Genomic DNA, 18,028 nt, shown 5'->3' with positions numbered 1-18,028 from the left:
CCGCGTAAGGTCCTGCGATGGTGGGTGGGCAAGGACCCGTCGGGATGGTCGGTGTGCATGGTCAGGAGCAGTGATGCCGTGCCCTGCGATGTGATGAGACGCAGTGCGATGTGATCGGCGTCCTTCGACGCGAGCAACTCGCTGCCATGCCGACATCGATTCACTCGTCATCAAGGGCACGTCTAGCCAACATGCTGACGCCATCGCTACAACCTTCGAAAGCTTTGTTAGCCGATCGTATTTCCGCGCAACACCTCTGCCAGGAACGGCGCAGTGCGGCTGTCACGCTGCCGCGCAACCGTCTCCGGCGCACCGGCCACCACGACAGCGCCACCCGCCCCGCCCGCGCCCGGCCCCATGTCCAGCACCCAATCGCTGCTGGCGGCCACGCGCATGTCGTGTTCGACCACGATCACCGTATTGCCGGCTTCCACCAGGCCTTGCAGCTGCCGCATCAAGGTATCCACGTCGGCCGGATGCAGGCCGGTGGTCGGCTCGTCCAGCACGTACACGGTGTCGCGTCGCTGCGCGCGTTGCAGTTCGGTCGCCAGCTTGATGCGCTGCGCCTCGCCACCGGACAGTTCGGTGGCCGGCTGGCCAAGCCGCAGATAGCCCAGCCCCACTTCGCGCAACACCTGCAGCGGGCGCAACACGCTGGCATCGTCGGCAAAGAATGTGGCGGCCTGGTCCACCGTCATCTCCAGCACCTGCGCAATGGTGTGGCCACGCAGCGCGATCTCCAGGGTCTTGGCGTTGTAGCGCGCGCCGTGGCAGGTGGGGCATGGCGCATAGACGCTGGGCATGAACAGCAATTCCACGTGCACCGAGCCCTCGCCCTCGCAGGTGGCGCAGCGGCCCTTGGCGACATTGAACGAAAACTGCCCCGGGTCGTAACGGCGGCGGCGCGCGGCCGGTGTGGCCGCAAACAACTTGCGCACCGGGTCGAACAGGCCGGTGTAGGTGGCCAGATTGGAGCGTGGCGTGCGGCCGATCGGCTTTTGATCCACACGCACCAGACGCCGCACCTGGTCGAGCCCGCCGACGATCGCGCCACCCAGCGGCACCTGCGTGCCGCGCTCCAGCGGATCCAGCGCTTCGTCGTCCTCTGCCTGCGCCTGTCCAAGATGCGCGCCGAGCAATTCCACCAACGCCTGGCTCACCAGCGACGACTTGCCCGAGCCGGACACACCGGTCACGGTGGTGAACACACCCAGCGGCAGGTCCACATCCAGGTCGCGCACATTGTTGCGGGTGATGCCGCGCAGCTGCAGCCAACCGGTGGCCGCACGCGCGTGGCTGTGCACCTGCGGCGGGGTGCCGAACAGGTAGCGGCGCGTGGACGAGGCTTCCACCTGCTCCAGTCCCGCCGGCGGGCCGCTGTACAGCACCTGCCCGCCGTGCACGCCGGCCGCCGGGCCGACATCGACGATCCAGTCGGCGTGGCGGATCACATCCACCTCGTGTTCGACCACGAACACCGAATTGCCGGCCGCCTTGAGCTGATCCAGCGCGCCCAGCAAGGCCTGCGCATCGGCCGGGTGCAGGCCGGCCGATGGCTCGTCCATCACATACACCACGCCGAACAGCTGCGAGCGGATCTGCGTGGCCAGCCGCAGCCGTTGCAGTTCGCCCGGCGACAGCGTCGGCGTGCTGCGCTCCAGGCTGAGATAGCCCAGGCCCAGCGCCTGCACCACGGCGATCCGCGCGCGCAGGTCGGCGGCGATGCGTTGCGCGGCGATCGCCTGTTCCGGGTGCGTGTCGGCCTGCCTGCGCTTGCCGTTGCGCTTGCGCTGGCCATCGGCAGCTTCGGCAGCCGGGCGCAGCAAGTCGGCCACCTCGTCCAGCGGCCGCCGCGACAGCTCGCCGATGTCCAGGCCCGCAAAGGTCACCGACAGCGCTTCGCGCCGCAGCCGCTTGCCGTCGCACTGCGGGCACTGCGTGCTGATCAGGTACTGCGCCGCGCGCTTTTTCATCTGCGCGCTCTGCGTGGTGGCAAAGGTATGCAGCACATAGCGCCGCGCACTGGTGAAGGTGCCCATGTAGCTGGGCTCCTCCTTGCGGCGCAGCGCGCGCCTGACCTCGTCCAGGCTGTAGCCGGCATACACCGGCACCACCGGTTGCTCGTCGGTGTAGAGGATCCAGTCGCGGGTCTTCTTCGGCAACTTGTGCCACGGCAGGTCAACGTCGTGGCCGAGCGTGGTGAGGATGTCGCGCAGGTTCTGGCCATGCCAGGCACCGGGCCAGGCGGCGACCGCGCGATCGCGAATGCTCAGCGTGGGATCCAGCACCATGGTCGCTTCGGTCGCATCGTAGATGCGCCCCAGGCCGTGGCAGGTCGGGCAGGCACCGGCCGGGGTATTGGGCGAAAAGCCGTCGGCATAGATGATCTCCTGCCCCGGCGGATAGCTGCCCGCACGCGAATACAGCATGCGCAGGGAATTGGAGATGGTGGTGACGCTGCCCACCGACGAGCGCGCACTCGGCGCGCCGCGTGCCTGCTGCAAGGCTACCGCCGGCGGCAGGCCCTCGATGGAATCCACCTCCGGCACGCCGACCTGGTCGATCAGGCGCCGCGCATATGGCGAGATCGAATCCAGGTAGCGCCGCTGCGCTTCGGCGAACACGGTACCGAACGCCAGCGACGACTTGCCCGAGCCGGACACACCGGTGAACACCACCAGCGCATCGCGCGGGATGTCCACGTCCACGTTCTTGAGGTTGTGCTCGCGCGCACCGCGCACGCGCACCAGGCCGGAGGATGACGAGATTGCGTTGGACATGACCACCAGACCGACATTCGACAACGCACTAGCCTAGCGCGGGACGCATGCAGCCGATGTCAGGGGCAACGGCTGCCATGCGGCGCCTGACGCTGATCGCCTTGAAATGCGTCAATCGAGGGCCCTGCAGCCAACTCTCAGCGTCGAGAGTGCGGCGCCCTCACCGCTTGCGGGACACGCCGTGAACCCGTCCCTGGGGACTCGGTGGCGGCATCCACGCCGCCACACGGTCCCGCAACCGGCAAGGACACTGCACCAGACAGTTGGTCGGCGCTCGTTCGGAAAGCTGTTTTTCGTGCGGCGTGCATCAGACGTGCAACCGATGCTTCATGATCGAACGAGACGCATCCAGCACTGCTCTTCCATGCACACCGACCATCTCGACGGGTCCTTGCCCGCTCACCGTCGCGGGACCTTACGCGGCATGGATGCCGCGTAAGAGCCTACACGGACGTACTTGCGGCGTGTCCCGCGATGGTGGGCGGGCAAGGGCCCTGCAGCCAACGCGCAGCGTCGAGAGTGCGGCGCCCTCACCGCTTGCGGGACACGCCCTGAACCCGTCCCTGGGGACTCGGTGGCGGCATCCACGCCGCCACACGGTCCCGCAACCGGCAAGGACACCGCACCAGACAGTTGGTCGGCGCTCGTTCGGAAAGCTGTTTTTCGTGCGGCGTGCATCAGACGTGCAACCGATGCTTCATGATCGAACGATACGCATCCAGCACTGCTCTTCCATGCACACCGACCATCTCGACGGGTCCTTGCCCGCTCACCGTCGCGGGACCTTACGCGGCATGGATGCCGCGTAAGAGCCTACACGGACGTACTTGCGGCGTGTCCTGCGAGGGTGGGCGGGCAAGGGCCCTGCAGCAAACCCACAGCGTCAAGAGCGCGGCGAGAACACCTCACCAGAAAGTCAGTCGGTTGCCTTATCGAAAACCACACACACCGGCCATCTCGACAGGTCCTTGCCCGCCCACCGTCGCGGGACCTTACGCGGCATGGATGCCGCGTAAGAGCCTACATGGACGTACTTGCGGCGTGTCCCGCGACGGTGGGCGGGTAAGGGCCCTGCAGCCAACTCACAAACCAGCCGCTCTACAACACAATCACCCCAGCGCGTGCGCCGGCACCGGCTGCTCGCCGGTCTCGGCCAGCGCCTGCATGCGCGCCACCACACCACTGAACAGCCGTGCAGTTGCCGCGCCACGCGTGCGGAAGATCTCCTCAAGCTCGCCGTAGTACCACAAGGTGCCGGCGCGCCCGGCGGTGAATACATTGAAGATGTCCTGGCCCACGTCCGGGTTTTCCAGGTCCTGCACGATGGTGCGCGCGTTATAGAGCTTGTCGCAGCCGGACACCAGCAAGGCGCGCTCGGGCGTGTTGCGCAGGTGGTCCAGATAGGCCAGCTTGCGCTCGCGCCAGTCGCGTTTGCGCGCGCTGGCGGTGTTGTCCACCTCGGCCTTGTCTTCGGCGGTGGCATCGGTACATGCCATCACGATGTCGGCCACCGCATCGCCGAACTGCGCGCGGATCGAGGCCTCATGGCCGCCGCCGCAATCTTCCACCACATCGTGCAGCAGCCCGGCAATGGCCTGTTCTTCGTCGCCGCCGCATTCCAGCACCAGCGTGGACACCCCCAGCAAGTGGCTCAGATACGGAATCTGCGTGCCCTTGCGGACCTGCCCGGCATGGGCGATGCGCGCGTAATCCACGGCCAGGGCGTAACGTTCGGTGAGAGCGGTCATGGGGCGTCCGATGCGAGCGAGGAGGCATTATCGCCGAGCGCGGTGACGCGCCGGGTGAGGATGGCGCGAGGGTGCATGTGCAGACTCAATGACGCGGCGTTGCGGCCGATACCGCTAGGCTCACCCCACGCCGCACGATTGCCCAGCCATGCCCACGCTTCCCGTTTGCAACGCCTGCCGCGACGGCCAGGACTTTCCCACCGCCATCACCATGGCGTTCCAGCCGATCGTGGACGTGTCCACCCGCAGCATCTACGCCGGCGAAGCGCTGGTGCGCGGGGTCAATGGCGAATCGGCCGGCAGCATCCTGGCCGCCGTGGATGAGCGCAACCGCTACGCCTTCGACCAGGCCTGCCGCATCAAGGCGATCGAATGCGCCGCGCAGATCCCGCTGCCGGCCTTGCTGTCGATCAACTTCATGCCCAATGCGGTCTACAACCCCGAACACTGCCTGCGCGCCACGCTCTCGGCCACCGCGCAGTACGGCTGGCCGCTGGACGCCATCATCTTCGAGGTCAGCGAACAGGAACACCTGGCCGAACCGGCGCATCTGCTCGACATCATGCGCACCTACCAGGCACGCGGCCTGAAGACCGCCATCGACGACTTCGGCGCCGGCTATTCCGGCCTCGGCCTGCTGGCCGACTTCCAGCCGGACCTGCTCAAGCTGGACATCGCCCTGGTGCGCGGCATCGACGCCGACCGCAGCCGCCAGGCCATCGTCCGCCACACCACCCGCATGTGCGAAGAACTCGGGATCGCCGTCATCGCCGAAGGCATCGAACACCCGGACGAATGCCGCGCCCTGCGCGACATGGGCATCCACCTGCAGCAAGGCTACCTGTTCGCCCGCCCGCAGATCGGCGAACTGCCGCAGGTGCATTGGCCGGAATAGGCATCAGGCGCGCCACCACGCCAGCGTGTAGCTCCGCTACGGCCCCGGCAGCTGCCGGCGCACGCAGTGTGACGATGTGTCGGGCCAGCGACCTCAGATCGCGCGTACCGAGTGGTAACAGCCTGATGGTCAAGGAATGGAGGAATCGAGCCGCCAAAAGCACTCGCCCTTCCGATTCCCAATTCCCAATTCCCTATTCCCCAGCACTGGCCAGCTCGGAAGCCGGCACCGGATTGGCCTGATGTGCCAGGTACTGATGGATCTGTGCCACCACCGCCGCGCCTTCGCCCACCGCAGCGGCCACCCGCTTGACCGAGCCGGCCCGCACATCGCCGATGGCGAACACGCCGGGGCGGTTGGTTTCCAGCGGCAGGCAGGCCGGCACGCCATCCCCACGCGCGTTGCCGGTGACGACGAAACCGCGCTTGTCCATCTCGACGCATTGCTGCAGCCAACCGGTGTTGGGGTCGGCGCCGACGAACAGGAACAGATGCCGCAACTCCACCCGCGTGGTCTGCCCGTCGGCGCGCGTGCGCAACACCGCCGCCTGCAGACCACGCTCCGGATCGCCCTCCAGCGCAGACACCTCGGTGCCGGCATGCAGCTGCACGTTCGGCAGCACGGCGATGCGGTCGATCAGATATTGCGACATCGACGATTCCAGCCCTTCGCCGCGAATGATCAGGTGCAGTTCCTTCACCCGCGGTGCCAGGAACGCCACCGCCTGGCCGGCGGAATTGCCGCCGCCCACCAGCGCCACCACCCCGCCCTCGCACAGCCGCGCTTCCACCGGCGAGGCCCAGTACGACACGCCATGGCCTTCGAAACGCTCCAGCCCGTCGATCTCCGGACGCCGGTAACGCGCACCCGAAGCGATCACCACGGTGCTGGCTAGCAGCTGCTTGCCGTCGGCCAGATCCAGCTTCAGCGCGCCATCGTCGCGCCCGCATTCCAGCGTGCCGGCCTCGATCGGAATCGCCAGCTCGGCGCCGAATTTCAACGCCTGGTTGTAGGCGCGCCCGGCCAGCGCCTGGCCGGAAATACCGGTCGGAAAGCCCAGGTAGTTCTCGATCCGTGCCGAGGCGCCGGCCTGCCCGCCGATGGCGCGCTGGTCCAGCACCAGCACCGACAGGCCTTCGGACGCGGCGTACACCGCCGTCGCCAGGCCGGCCGGGCCGGCACCGACAATCGCCACGTCGTAGCGCTTGTCCGGGTCGATATCCGGGGTCATGCCCAGGCAATGCGCCGCTTCGGCATCGCTGGGCTGGCGCAGCACCCGCCCGCTGGGGCACACCATCACCGGCAATTCCTGCTCCTGGATGCCGAAGCGCTGCACCAACGCGCGGCCTTCCTCGTCGGAGGCATCGATCACCGTGTTCGGGTACCCATTGCGGGTCAGAAAGCCCTGCAAGCGGGTCAGGTGCGGATCGTCCGGCTCGCCGATCAGCACCGAGCCCGAGGCATCGCCTTCGATCAGGCCGACCCGGCGCAGGATCAACGCACGCATCACCACCTCGCCCACTTCGGCCGAGCTGATCATCAGCGCGCGCAGATGCGCGGTGTCGAACGGCAGCGCCAGGCAGCCCTGCGGCCCGGCACGTCCGCCGGCCAGCGACGCGCGCCCGGCGAGTTGACTCACCTCACCGGTGAACTGCCCGGGCGTGTGCGAGGTGACCGGCTTTTCATTGCCCAGTCCGTCGCGCCGGACCACTTCGATGGCGCCTTCCAGCACCACCCACACCGGCGCGTGCGCATCGCCCACGTCGAAGACGATCTCGCCGGCAGCAAAACGCTGCGCCGGCCCGCTGGCAAAACGCCGCGTGATCGCCAATTGGCCCGAGTCCAGCTCGGGAAACATCTGATGGTGGCGGGTATCGGCCAGGGACATGGAGGGGCGACGCTGAGGGGGGGAGTGCATGCAAGCATGGCCAGCCGTGAGGGCGATGGCAATCACCCGAATGGGCCATGCCGGGCGCGACAGAGCGCGCATGCACGACCAGCACGGGTGGGTACGTCAGTGCGGTGTTCGCGCAGGCACAACGCATCACGCAGGTGTCAGCGCATCGCACGCTCACCAGCGGCGATCGGCACGACCAGCCGCAACCGTGCGCGCAGAACGTAGCTGACGCGGCCGCTGCGCTGGCCGCCAAGCGAACACGGCCCTGGAGCCGCTGCCGGTACGCCGCGCTCGAACGCTTCGATTGCTCCGGTTACCTGTCGCTACTGTTGCTGCTGTTGCTGCTGTTGCTGCTGTTGCTCGGGCTGCTCTGGTTACTCCGCTTGCTCCGCAGCATGCCGACAAACGTGCACCACGCCTTGTCAGCCACGCTACGCTTGTACCGGCTCCCAGTGCGGCCCGTGCTGCCCGGCCGCCATGCGCTCGGCCGGGCGCACGCGAAACACCACGCTGATGCGCTCACCCACCGCACGTGCGGTCTTGGCAATGCCGTGCTCGTGGCTCAGTTGCGAGGCATGGCTCATCGCCAGCAGGCTGCCCGGCGCCAGTTCCACAGCGATCGCACGCGTGTTGCCGTCCTTTGCGCGCAGCTGCATCCGCCGCGTCGCGCCCAGCGACACCAATGCGATCGGATACGGCGCCAGCAACGTCTGCAGCTTGTCGTGATGCATCGCCACGCTGTCGCGGCCATCGCGATACAGATTCAGGCCCGCCGCGTTGTACGGCGCAGGCAACACCGCCTGCACCGCAGCGAGCAGCGCCTGCAGCGGCAGCCCGGGCGGCAGCGGTGCATCCAGCCGATACGAGGCCAGCAGGCGCGGCACCTCCACCACACGGTCATACATCTCGCGGCGCTGGCTGCGCCAGTCGGTCGCCTGGCGCAGCGCGGCAAAGCACTGCTGCGCCACGGCAGGCGCCAGCAGCTGCGGCCAATAGCGCACGCCGCCTTGCGCATCGTGCAGCAGCTGCACCGGCGCGGTGGGAGCATCGAACAGATCCATCAGGATCATATGCGGGCGGTTTGCGCGATTTCAGCAGCCGGGCGTTGCGCTTGCCTGCGACCGGAGCAGTGCAGGTGCACGCTGTCTCGCATCTGCTGCGAGGCCTTGCTGCGTGTATCGGGGCAATCGACCTGCACACCCGCAGCCTCCGGCGCGCAAGGTCGGCAACCCATGGCGACCACACGCGTCCAGCGCCCACCGCGGCCCACGCATGCATTAGCGAGCTCAACGATGCAGGCATGGATGCCATGCGATCAGGCCCGACAGCTGTGCTACGGTCCGGCGCTGCATCCGCCTGGAACCGTTCGCATGCAGCATCGCTCAATCGCCTTCTCTCCCCTGCGTTGGCTGGCGTTGCTTGCCGCCTGCGTCAGCTTCGCCGGCAGCGCGGCGCCACGCGCGGACGACGCGGGCTTCAGCGCGGTGGACCCGTTCATCGGCACCGGTGGCGAAGGCCACACCTATCCCGGCGCCACGGTGCCGTTCGGCATGGTGCAGCTGAGCCCGGACACGCAGATCAAGCCGCGCAAGGAGGCCTACGGCTGGGCCGCCGGTTACCGGCATGGCGACAGCACGATTGTCGGCTTCTCGCATACGCACTTTTCCGGCTCCGGGCATTCGGACCTGGGCGATGTCCTGCTGATGCCGCAAACCGGCCAAGTCAAGCTCGAACGCGGCGATGCCGCCACACCGGGCAGCGGCTATACCGCGCAGTTCGACCATGCCAGCGAGCAGGCGCAGCCCGGCTACTACGCGGTGACCTTGAAGGACCGCAACATCCGCGCAGAACTCACCGCCAGTGCGCGCGTGGGTGTGCATCGCTATCAGTTCCCCAAGGGCGTACCGGCGCATGTGCTGGTGGACCTGCGCACCAGCCTGTACGACTACCCCGGCAAGGTGCAGTGGTCGCGGCTGCGCGTGCGCGGCGACGGCACCGTCACCGGCTTTCGTGAAACCCGCGGCTGGGCACCCGGCCGCCAGCTGTACTTCGCCATGCGCTTTTCGCGCCCGCTCACCGCCACGCAGTTGCACGACACCGAGCAGGACATCCCGTACAAGGGCTTTCCGCCGCCAGGCGAGAAAAACCCCGCGCAGCGCGCACAGATCGAAGGCCGGCAGCTGGTCGGCGTTTTCGATGTCGCCAACGATGGCACGCCGCTGGTGGTCAAGGTTGCGCTGTCGCCGGTCAGCGAGGCCGGCGCCATTGCCAATCTCGATGCGGAGGTGCCCGGCTTCGATTTCGACCGCGCGCGCGCCGAGGCACGCGCGCAATGGACGCAGGCGCTGTCGGCGATCGACGCGCAAGGCACGCCGCAACAACGCACCCAGCTCTACACCGCGCTGTACCACACCCTGCTCGGCCCCACGCTGTTCATGGACAGCGACGGCCAGTACCGCGGGCCGGATAATGCCGTGCATCAGGCGCGTGGCTGGACCAACTACTCCACCTTCTCGCTGTGGGATACCTACCGCGCCCTGCATCCGCTGCTGACCCTGGTGCAGCCGCCGCAACGCAGCAGCGACATGGTCAATTCCCTGCTCGCCTCGCGCCGTGAGAGCGCCTACGGCATCCTGCCGGTCTGGGCGTTCCACGGCCTGGAAACCTGGTGCATGATCGGCTACCACGCCGTGCCGGTGATCGCCGACGCCTACATGAAGGGCATCGGCGGCTTCGATGCCAACGAAGCATTGGACGCCATGGTCGCCAGCGCCAACTACGGCCCCTACGACGGCATCGCGCAGTACCGCGCGCTGGGCTACGTGCCCATCGACGAAGAAGGCGAAGCGGCCTCCAAGACGCTGGAATACGCCTTCGACGACTGGACCATCGCGCGCATGGCCGACAAGCTCGGCAAGCCCGCCATCGCTGCGGAATTCAACAAGCGCGCCGGCAACTGGAAGCACGCCTTCGACCCGGCCACCGGCTACATGCGCGCGCGCACCCGTGCCGGCGACTTCCGCGCGCCGTTCGACCCCTCGGCCAGCGGCTACGGCAGCGACTACACCGAAGGCAATGCCTGGCAGTACTCCTGGTATGTGCCGCAGGACGTCGCGGGGCTTGCAGCCGCGCATGGCGGCGACGACCAACTGCTCGCGCGCCTGGATGCGGTGTTCGATGCCAAGGTCGATCCCAAGGTGTTCGCGCACATGGAAGACATCACCGGCCTGATCGGCTGGTACGCGCACGGCAACGAACCCAGCCACCATGTCGCCTATCTGTACGCCTACGCCGGCCAGCCCTGGCGCAGCCAGGCACGGCTGACCCAGATCATGGACACCCAGTACCACGCCGGCCCCGAAGGCCTGGCCGGCAACGACGATCTCGGCCAGATGTCGGCCTGGTACGTGTTCACCACGCTGGGCTTCTATCCGGTGGCACCGGGCAGCAACCAGTACATCATCGGCCGCCCGTTCCTGCCGCGCGCCACGCTCAAGCTGCCCAATGGCAAGCGCTTCAGCGTGATTGCCGATGGCCTGAGCAAGGCGCGCAGCTACATCGGCAGCGCCACCCTCAACGGCCAGGCATTGAATCGCGCCTACCTCACCCACGAGGAAATCCAGGCCGGCGGCGAACTGCGCTTCCGCATGCAGGCCACGCCGAACACGCAATGGGCCACCGATCCGGCGCAGCGGCCGTATTCGATGTCGACGCAGACGCGCTGAGTCAGTAGTGGATGCCCATGCGTAGCCCGCAGGCGTCGCGCTCCACCACCGCCGGCAGGCTGCCGGCGGTGCCCGCGGCAATGCGCTGCGCACTCCAGCAGGCCACCAGGGCATCCAGCACATCGTCCGGCTTGGCCAGCGCACGCGGCACACGCTCCAGTAACGCAGCCACCTGCCTGGCGCCGTAGCACTGGCCCAGCAAGGCGGCGCGCTGCTGATGGCCCGCACGGCTCTTCTTGCCCGCCGCCAGGCCCTGCCCGCCGGCGAGCACGGCGAAGGAAACTTCCGGGTGCACCTCGAACACGCGCTGCGCCCATGCCGGGTCGGCGCGCAAGGCATCGTCCCAGGCGCGAATCTTCGACAGCAGCGCAAACGACTGCACGCCAAAGCCACGCTGGCCGTCGTGGTCCAGCACCCGATGCAGCGCAGAGGCTTCCGCCTGCGTACGCGCATGCAACATGCCCCGCAGGGGCGCAGCAAAGATGCTGCATGCGCGGCGCCCACCGACAAAGCGCCGCGCCTGCGCATCCGCAACGCGGGGTGCGTGCTCGCTCAAGCCGATCGGAATGTCCACGCCCAGCACAGCGACGCCGCCCAATGCGCTCGCCAGCGCGGCAACACTGGGGTAGCCGTCAAACTGCAATCCATCGCCGGCCTGCCACACCGCCAGCCAGCCGCTGCCGGCGCCATCGATCCCTACACACTGCATTGCTGTCCTCCCGGTCTGCCGTGCGTGCACGGCGCTACGGCATCGCCCGCACGCTAGCTGCGTGACGCGTTCACATCATGCACAACATTCGTTCACCCGCACGCATCGCGATGGTTTCCAGACTGCTCCGCATCGGCCGTAGCACGCTGCGGCCTTGTCGTCCCCCAATGCAGGAGCCAGTGCATGTCCAGCACCAAGAACCAGTACGAAATGCAGAACCCGCTCACCCAGTTTCCGCAGCCCAAGTTCCCCGAGCAGACCCAGGAAGCGCCAGGCACCATCCATGCATTGCAGCCCAAGGCCGACCATGGCGAGCAGAGCTACCAGGGCTTCGGCCGCCTGAAGGGCCGCAAGGCGCTGATCACCGGCGCCGACTCCGGCATCGGCCGCGCCACCGCGATTGCCTACGCACGCGAAGGCGCCGACATCGTGCTGAATTACCTGCCGGAAGAAGAGCAGGACGCCGCGGAAGTGGTGAAGTTGATCCAGGCCGAAGGCCGCAAGGCCATCAGCATCCCCGGCGACCTGAGGGACGAAGCCTTCTGCAATGAATTGGTGGCACGCGCGGTCAAGGAACTTGGCGGGCTGGATCTGCTGGTCAACATCGCCGGCAAGCAGACTGCGATGAAGGACATCGCCGACATCACCACCGAGCAGTTCGACGCCACCTACAAGACCAACGTGTACGCGATGTTCTGGCTGTGCAAGGCGGCCATCCCGCATCTGCCGCCGGGGGCATCCATCATCAACACCGGCTCGATCCAGTCCTACCAGCCCTCACCGACGCTGCTGGACTATGCCTCCACCAAGGCCGCCATCGTCAACTTCACCAAGGGCCTGGCCCAGCAGGTCGCCGACAAGGGCATCCGCGTCAACGCGGTCGCACCCGGCCCGGTGTGGACCCCGCTGCAGCCCAGCGGCGGCCAGCCGCCGGAAAAGATTCCCGAGTTCGGCTCGGAAACCCCGCTCAAGCGTGCCGGCCAGCCGGTGGAAATGGCGCCGCTGTACGTGATCCTGGCCTCGCAGGAATCCAGCTACGTCACCGGCGAAGTGTTCGGCGCCACCGGCGGCTTGTTGCTGTCCTGAGCAGCCCAGCGAACGCGTTTCCAGCCTAGCGCCACCAGGGCCCCGCCGATCGCTGCGTGCGCAGCGATCGGCATTTCTTCGGTGGCATTTCTTCGGCGGGTTTCTTTGACGGCGTCTCTTCGGTGGCGTTTTTGGTACCAGCGACGGTATCGACGGGTGACGCATCAGTGGGACGTACACGCACGGTGGTCCGACCGGCGACGCAACGCTGGCTACGAGCACCCGTAAGCCCCCTTCTCCCCCGGGAGAAGGTGCCCGAAGGGCGGATGAGGGTACGCAATCTCTACTAAAACTCCGCCCACAGTCCGCGCTTACTGCATCACCACCGTCTGGATCGCATGCGCCGGGATCTCCAACTCACTGGACGCGGCGCCCACATACAGGTTGTAACGGATCGCCACATCGCTGGCATTCATCACCACCGTCGCCAGGCTGCCATCGGTGTTGAGAAAGGACGTCGTTGCCAGATTGCTGCGGCTGCTGGCTGCACTCACCCGCCGCGCGCCGGGGCGGATGAACTTGGAAAAGTGGCCGATATACCAATAGCTCGGCGTGTAGATCACCTCGCCGGTGCGTGTATCGGCATGCACCGGCGCAAAGCAGTAGTTGCCCACATGGTTCGGCCCGCCATGTTCGTCGAGCAGGATGTTCCAGTCCGTCCAGCCCACCGCCCCATGATTGAGATCGTTGATGATGGCAGTGCCATAGCGCTCGCCGTTGGGCCAATGCTGCAGCTTTGCCGGGTCGAACTTCTCCACCGCCGCTTCGGTCAGCAATAGCGGCTTGTCCGGGTACGCCTGCGCCACCGCCGCCACGTTCTCCACCATCGGCGCGAACCCGGCCCAGGTCTCGTACCAATGGAAGCCCATGCCCCACGCGTATTTCGCCGCGTCCGGGTCGTCGAAGATCACGTGCGCGCGGTGCAGCATCATGTCGCGGTTGTGGTCCCACACGATGATCTTGCGGTCGCCATAGCCGGCCTGCTCCATCGTCGGACCAAGATGATTTTTCAGAAAGTCGCGCTCTTCCTCGGCGGAAAACACCATCGACTCCCAGGTCTGTACCGCCATCGGCTCGTTCTGCAGGCTGATGCCCCAGATCGGGATGCCGGCCTTTTCGTAGGCCGCAATGAAGCGCGTGTAGTAGGTTGCCCAGGCCTGCGCATACGCGGGCAGCAACTTCCCGCCCTTGAGCATGTTGTTGCTGTCTTTCATGAAGGCCGGCGCGCTCCACGGGCTGGCAAATGTCGTCAATGTGCCGCCGGCCGCCGCGATGGCCTGGCGCAGCATCGGAATGCGATACCGCTCATCGTGCCTGACCGAAAAGCTCTTCAGCGCCGCATCGCCGTCCTTGATGTAGGTATAGCTGCCGCTGCTGAAATCCGAGCTGTGGATGGTGGTGCGCGCCAGCGTATAGCCGATGCCCTTTTGCGGGTCGTAGTAGGCAGTGAGCAAGGCGCGCTGCGCGGGCTTGGGCAGCCTGGCAAAGGTCTCCGCACTGGCATCGGTGATCGCCCCGCCAATGCCCAGCACTTCCTGAAAGCGCCGCTGCGGATTGACGAAGATGGAGTTCTCCTTCTCGGTCAACGCATGCCCGGCCCTGGGTGCCTCGGCGATGCTGGCGCGCATCTGCTGCGTTGCACCTTGGGCAGAGGTGTAGACGCGTAGTGCGCCGGCGGGTGCTGCTGGCGGAACAGCAGCATCCGCAACCGCAGCGTCTACCGCCGTCGATGCGGGCGTGGACGCAGACGGTGCCGTCGATGCCGGCATCGGAATCGGCGTTGCTGTTGCTGTTGCTGTTGCTGTTGCTGTTGCTGTTGTTGCTGCAGATGCCAACACCCTTTCAGTCGCAGCACCCCAAACTCCCAGAACCCCCACCATCGACCAGGCAATCGTTCGCTTCACCGTGCACCCTCCCAGGTTGGTGACCAAGCCTAACCGACCAACGCGGCGCAACATCGCGCTACAAACGAGCGCAACCATGCATCCTTCCATCGCCGGACTTTCCCTTCTCCCCTCGGGAGAAGGTGGCCCGAAAGGCCGGATGAGGGTACGCCTGCCAAGAGTGCAACCCGCCCCCTGCAATCAAGGCAACAACCTAAACCCCAACTGGAAAGACAGCCCCACGCCTTCAGCAAACGTACCCTCACCCCAACCCTCTCCCGCTGGAGAGGGGCTTTGGTCAGCGCGCGGCATCGCCGCGACGAGCGTCGATCACCCGCGCGCCAACCGATCCAGAATCCCAGGCACTTCCAGCCCAAGCTCCCGCGCCAGAAACCCCACCGGCCCGATCCGCTTGGCCAACTGCCTGCCCGCCGCCGCATGCACAAACACGCCCCATAACGCAGCGCCCAACGCATCGCAGCCGCGCGCGGCAAAACCCGCAATCAATCCCGCCAGGACATCGCCAGACCCGGAGGTGCCCAACCCGGATGCGCCCCCGCGATGCATCCACAGCGCACCATCCGGCCCGGCAATAAAACTGTCCGCGCCCTTGACGATCACCACGCTGCGCAGCTTCTGCGCAAACTTCAGCGCGTACTCCCCCGGCGCCGCTTCCACCGCGGCCTTGTCGTCGCCGGCCAGGGTCGCCATCTCGCCCGCGTGCGGCGTCAGCACGAACGGCCGCCCGATCGGCGCCCGCAGGCCACGCGACAACGCGCCGGCATCCAGCACCAAGGTGCAAACCGCCTGTTCGGCAGCGCGCCTGACCATCGCCGTGGTGGTGGCCGACGACGCCATGCCCGGCCCGATCACTGCCGCATCGCAGGCCGCCATCGCCCCGTCCAGCGCGCGGTGCCCGCGCACAATCTCGCCCTGCCCGTTCTGCGCCAGCCCCAACACCAGCGCCTCCGGCACCGCCAAGGCCATGCCCGGCGCCACACTGGCGGCGGTGGCAATCTGCAGCTTGCCGGCACCGGTGCGCAGCGCCGCCTCGCCGGCCAGCAGCACCGCACCGGGCACACGCATCGAGCCACCCACGATCAACACGCGCCCGCGCTGCTCCTTGTCGCCCCCCGGGGCCGGCAGCGGCATCGACCGCAAGGCCGCGGCGGTGAGCATGCGCATGCGCGGGGCGGCCATCAGCGCGCCCCGGCCGGGCGGTCGGACTCGGTGGTCACCGGCTCGTCGGCCAGCTCCGGCGGCACGAACTTGGTGCGCAGCAACTCCAGCGATTGCCCATCGGCCGCAGCCGCATATTCGGTGACGCCGCAATTGGGCACATCGCCCTCGCGGTCGATGCCCAGAATGGTGGCCTCGTCCATCCGCTCGATCAGATAGCGGAAGCAATTGACGATCACCTGGTGCCCCACGATCAGCACCCGCGCGCCCACATGGTTGCGCTGCAGGTCGCCCACCACCCCACGCAGGCGGAAGATCACATCGCACCAGCTCTCGCCACCGGGCGGGCGGAAGTAGAACTTGCCCACCAGCTTGCGCTGCTCGGCCAGCTCCGGAAAGGTCGCAAGAATGCCGGCCGTGGTGTAGCGGTCGAGCACGCCGAATTCCTTCTCGCGCAAACGCTCGTCCACGCTGACCGACTCGGCGGGCTGGCCCAGCGCACGCGCCACCGCAGCGGCGGTCTGGCGCGCACGTATGTAGGTGGAACTCAGGATCAGCGTCGGGCGCTCCTGCTCGGGCAAGCCGGCCATCCACGCCCCCAGCGCCTCGGCCTGGCGCTCGCCAAGGTCCGACAACGGCACATCCGCATCGCGGTGCTCCAGGTCGATCAAGGCCGAGCCATTGGACTCGGCCAGATCACGCGCCACATTGCCCGCGCTCTGCCCATGCCGCACCACCCACAACCGCGCCGGCCACTGCGCCGAGACACCGGCTACCGCACTGTTCTCACTCACACGCTTCTCCTGCACAACGTCGGCCTCACATGTCGCACAGCCGCCGTGAAAACATGGTCGACCAGCGCATCCGTGACCGGCGTTTCAATACGCACGCGCATCCATGACTGATGGCACAGCAACAAGCGAACGCAACGGCCGACGAACGCCGCGCCGCTATACTGCAGCCCCCCACCAGCCCGCCGCCCATGTCCAACGTCCTGTTGCTGCGCACGGCAAAAGAGCGCGAAGAACTGCTGCTGGAAGAGGTGCTGGACGCCACCGAGCAATGCATCGACGCCATCGGCCTGGGCGCCACCAGTTTCGAACTGATCGCCGAGCGCGCCAGGGTCAGCTGCGGCAGCCTGTTGCAACGTTTCGAAGACAAGGACGCGCTGGTGCGCGCACTGCTGGAGCGCAACTACACGCGCGCCATCCGCCAGATGTGGCTGGTGGAACGCCCGGCCAACGTGCACGTGGTGGATTTCATCGCCGGCCTGCTCGAAGAATGGCTGCTGCAGGAAATCAACATCAAGCGCACCCGCATCGACCTGGAACTGCACCTGGCCACCCTGCGCGACCCGGTGCTGGCCGCCTTCATGCGCCGGCAGAGCGCATCGCTGATCGAACACCTCAGCGCCCTGCTCAAGCGCCTGCTGCGCGGCCACGCCGACCCGGCCAGCAGCGAGCAGGAATTCCAGGCCCGCGTCTTCGCCGTTGCCGCCATGTGCGGCGGCCTGCACAGCGTGATGACCAGCGGCATGGAACTCAACCGCATGCATCTGCAGCTGATCCTGCGGGAGAGCTTGTCGGGGATTTTGAAGTCCGCGCCGGTGTAGCAGCGCTACTTCTTTCCGCCTGACCCTTCCAGACTCGCCGGCCACTGCACCTGCTTCAGCGCATGGGTCATCTGATCGGCAAGCAGCTCCAGACAAGACGCCAGTTCGTCCATACAGATGGCCGGCTGCCGCGCCTGCTCTTCGGCCTGCGTGCATGGCTGCGCCAAGCGCGCGAGAAAGCGCATATGGTCGCGCAGCTGCTGCAAGCGGTACTGCGCGCCTTCTGGCAGGTAGTAGCCCGGGTATGACTGCGCATCGCGTAGAACGTCCGACATGGCCTGCTCCTCATTCCATGGAATCAGCCCGCCCGCCGCAAGGCGACGGACGGGAAGTCGGGAGGCTCGAAACCGCAAACAGTCGGCGGGCTTATTCCCCTTGCGGGTGTTGTATTCACCGCCCTCCCGACGCAGAGCAGCACGTCGGTTGCATCTGCAGAAAACCTGCAGACACAAAAAACCCACCGGTTTGTCGGAGGTGGGTACCGCTGTTTGCGGAGTTTCGAGGCTCCGTAACG

13 protein-coding genes are annotated in these 18,028 nt (G+C 67.0%); 4 read left to right on the top strand and 9 right to left on the bottom strand.

The window, feature by feature from the left end:
- Positions 1-227: 227 nt before the first annotated feature.
- On the bottom strand, positions 228-2,780 hold the full coding sequence (locus H7A86_RS05955) for an excinuclease ABC subunit UvrA (RefSeq protein WP_119132571.1): 2,553 nt from the start codon (positions 2,778-2,780) through the stop codon (positions 228-230).
- Positions 2,781-3,889: 1,109 nt separating this feature from the next.
- On the bottom strand, positions 3,890-4,528 hold the full coding sequence (locus tag H7A86_RS05950; protein ID WP_119130930.1) for an HD domain-containing protein: 639 nt from the start codon (positions 4,526-4,528) through the stop codon (positions 3,890-3,892).
- A 148-nt stretch (positions 4,529-4,676) separates the two neighbouring features.
- Between H7A86_RS05950 and H7A86_RS05945 the strand changes: the two genes are divergently transcribed.
- A complete protein-coding gene (locus H7A86_RS05945) occupies positions 4,677-5,423 on the top strand; it encodes an EAL domain-containing protein (protein WP_115676327.1) in 747 nt (248 codons plus the stop codon).
- Between the two features lie 193 nt (positions 5,424-5,616).
- On the opposite strand, the gene H7A86_RS05940 is transcribed toward H7A86_RS05945, so the two are convergent.
- Both H7A86_RS05940 and H7A86_RS05935 read right to left on the bottom strand, forming a co-directional pair.
- Positions 5,617-7,311 (bottom strand): FAD-dependent oxidoreductase, encoded by a 1,695-nt coding sequence (locus H7A86_RS05940; protein WP_104649775.1) that lies wholly within the window; start codon positions 7,309-7,311, stop codon positions 5,617-5,619.
- A gap of 440 nt (positions 7,312-7,751) precedes the next feature.
- A complete protein-coding gene (locus tag H7A86_RS05935; protein ID WP_119130955.1) occupies positions 7,752-8,381 on the bottom strand; it encodes an alpha-ketoglutarate-dependent dioxygenase AlkB family protein in 630 nt (209 codons plus the stop codon).
- A gap of 309 nt (positions 8,382-8,690) precedes the next feature.
- On the opposite strand from H7A86_RS05935, the gene H7A86_RS05930 reads away from it, so the two are divergent.
- Positions 8,691-11,045, top strand: coding sequence for a GH92 family glycosyl hydrolase (locus H7A86_RS05930; RefSeq protein WP_119130954.1), 2,355 nt, complete (start codon positions 8,691-8,693; stop codon positions 11,043-11,045).
- Between the two features lies 1 nt (position 11,046).
- Here H7A86_RS05930 and H7A86_RS05925 read toward each other — a convergent pair whose 3' ends face one another.
- Complete coding sequence (locus H7A86_RS05925; RefSeq protein WP_119130929.1) at positions 11,047-11,754, bottom strand: DUF429 domain-containing protein; 708 nt, start codon at positions 11,752-11,754, stop codon at positions 11,047-11,049.
- Between the two features lie 183 nt (positions 11,755-11,937).
- Between H7A86_RS05925 and H7A86_RS05920 the strand changes: the two genes are divergently transcribed.
- Positions 11,938-12,840 (top strand): SDR family oxidoreductase, encoded by a 903-nt coding sequence (locus tag H7A86_RS05920; RefSeq protein ID WP_119130928.1) that lies wholly within the window; start codon positions 11,938-11,940, stop codon positions 12,838-12,840.
- 311 nt (positions 12,841-13,151) lie between these two features.
- Here the strand turns inward: H7A86_RS05920 and H7A86_RS05915 are convergent, their stop codons facing one another.
- The 3 genes from H7A86_RS05915 to H7A86_RS05905 form a co-directional block, all read right to left on the bottom strand.
- Positions 13,152-14,609 carry a glycoside hydrolase family 30 protein gene (locus H7A86_RS05915; protein WP_425509751.1) on the bottom strand — a complete coding sequence of 486 codons (1,458 nt, stop codon included), beginning with the start codon at positions 14,607-14,609 and terminating at the stop codon, positions 13,152-13,154.
- A gap of 444 nt (positions 14,610-15,053) precedes the next feature.
- Entirely contained in the window at positions 15,054-15,923 is an 870-nt protein-coding gene (locus H7A86_RS05910) for an NAD(P)H-hydrate dehydratase (RefSeq protein WP_119130925.1), read from the bottom strand.
- Positions 15,923-16,711, bottom strand: coding sequence for a histidine phosphatase family protein (locus H7A86_RS05905; RefSeq protein ID WP_119130924.1), 789 nt, complete (start codon positions 16,709-16,711; stop codon positions 15,923-15,925). The genes H7A86_RS05910 and H7A86_RS05905 overlap by 1 nt, the downstream gene beginning before the upstream one ends.
- A gap of 173 nt (positions 16,712-16,884) precedes the next feature.
- Between H7A86_RS05905 and H7A86_RS05900 the strand changes: the two genes are divergently transcribed.
- Positions 16,885-17,514, top strand: a complete 630-nt coding sequence (locus H7A86_RS05900) for a TetR/AcrR family transcriptional regulator (RefSeq protein ID WP_119130953.1) — start codon at positions 16,885-16,887, stop codon at positions 17,512-17,514.
- Positions 17,515-17,519: 5 nt separating this feature from the next.
- Here the strand turns inward: H7A86_RS05900 and H7A86_RS05895 are convergent, their stop codons facing one another.
- Entirely contained in the window at positions 17,520-17,789 is a 270-nt protein-coding gene (locus H7A86_RS05895) for an XAC0095 family protein (protein WP_119130923.1), read from the bottom strand.
- Positions 17,790-18,028: the final 239 nt, after the last annotated feature.

This window comes from Xanthomonas euroxanthea (assembly GCF_903989455.1).
GTDB lineage: Bacteria > Pseudomonadota > Gammaproteobacteria > Xanthomonadales > Xanthomonadaceae > Xanthomonas > Xanthomonas euroxanthea.
The sequence above is the reverse complement of the archived record's forward strand: the minus strand, read 5'-3'. Positions and strand labels throughout refer to the sequence as shown.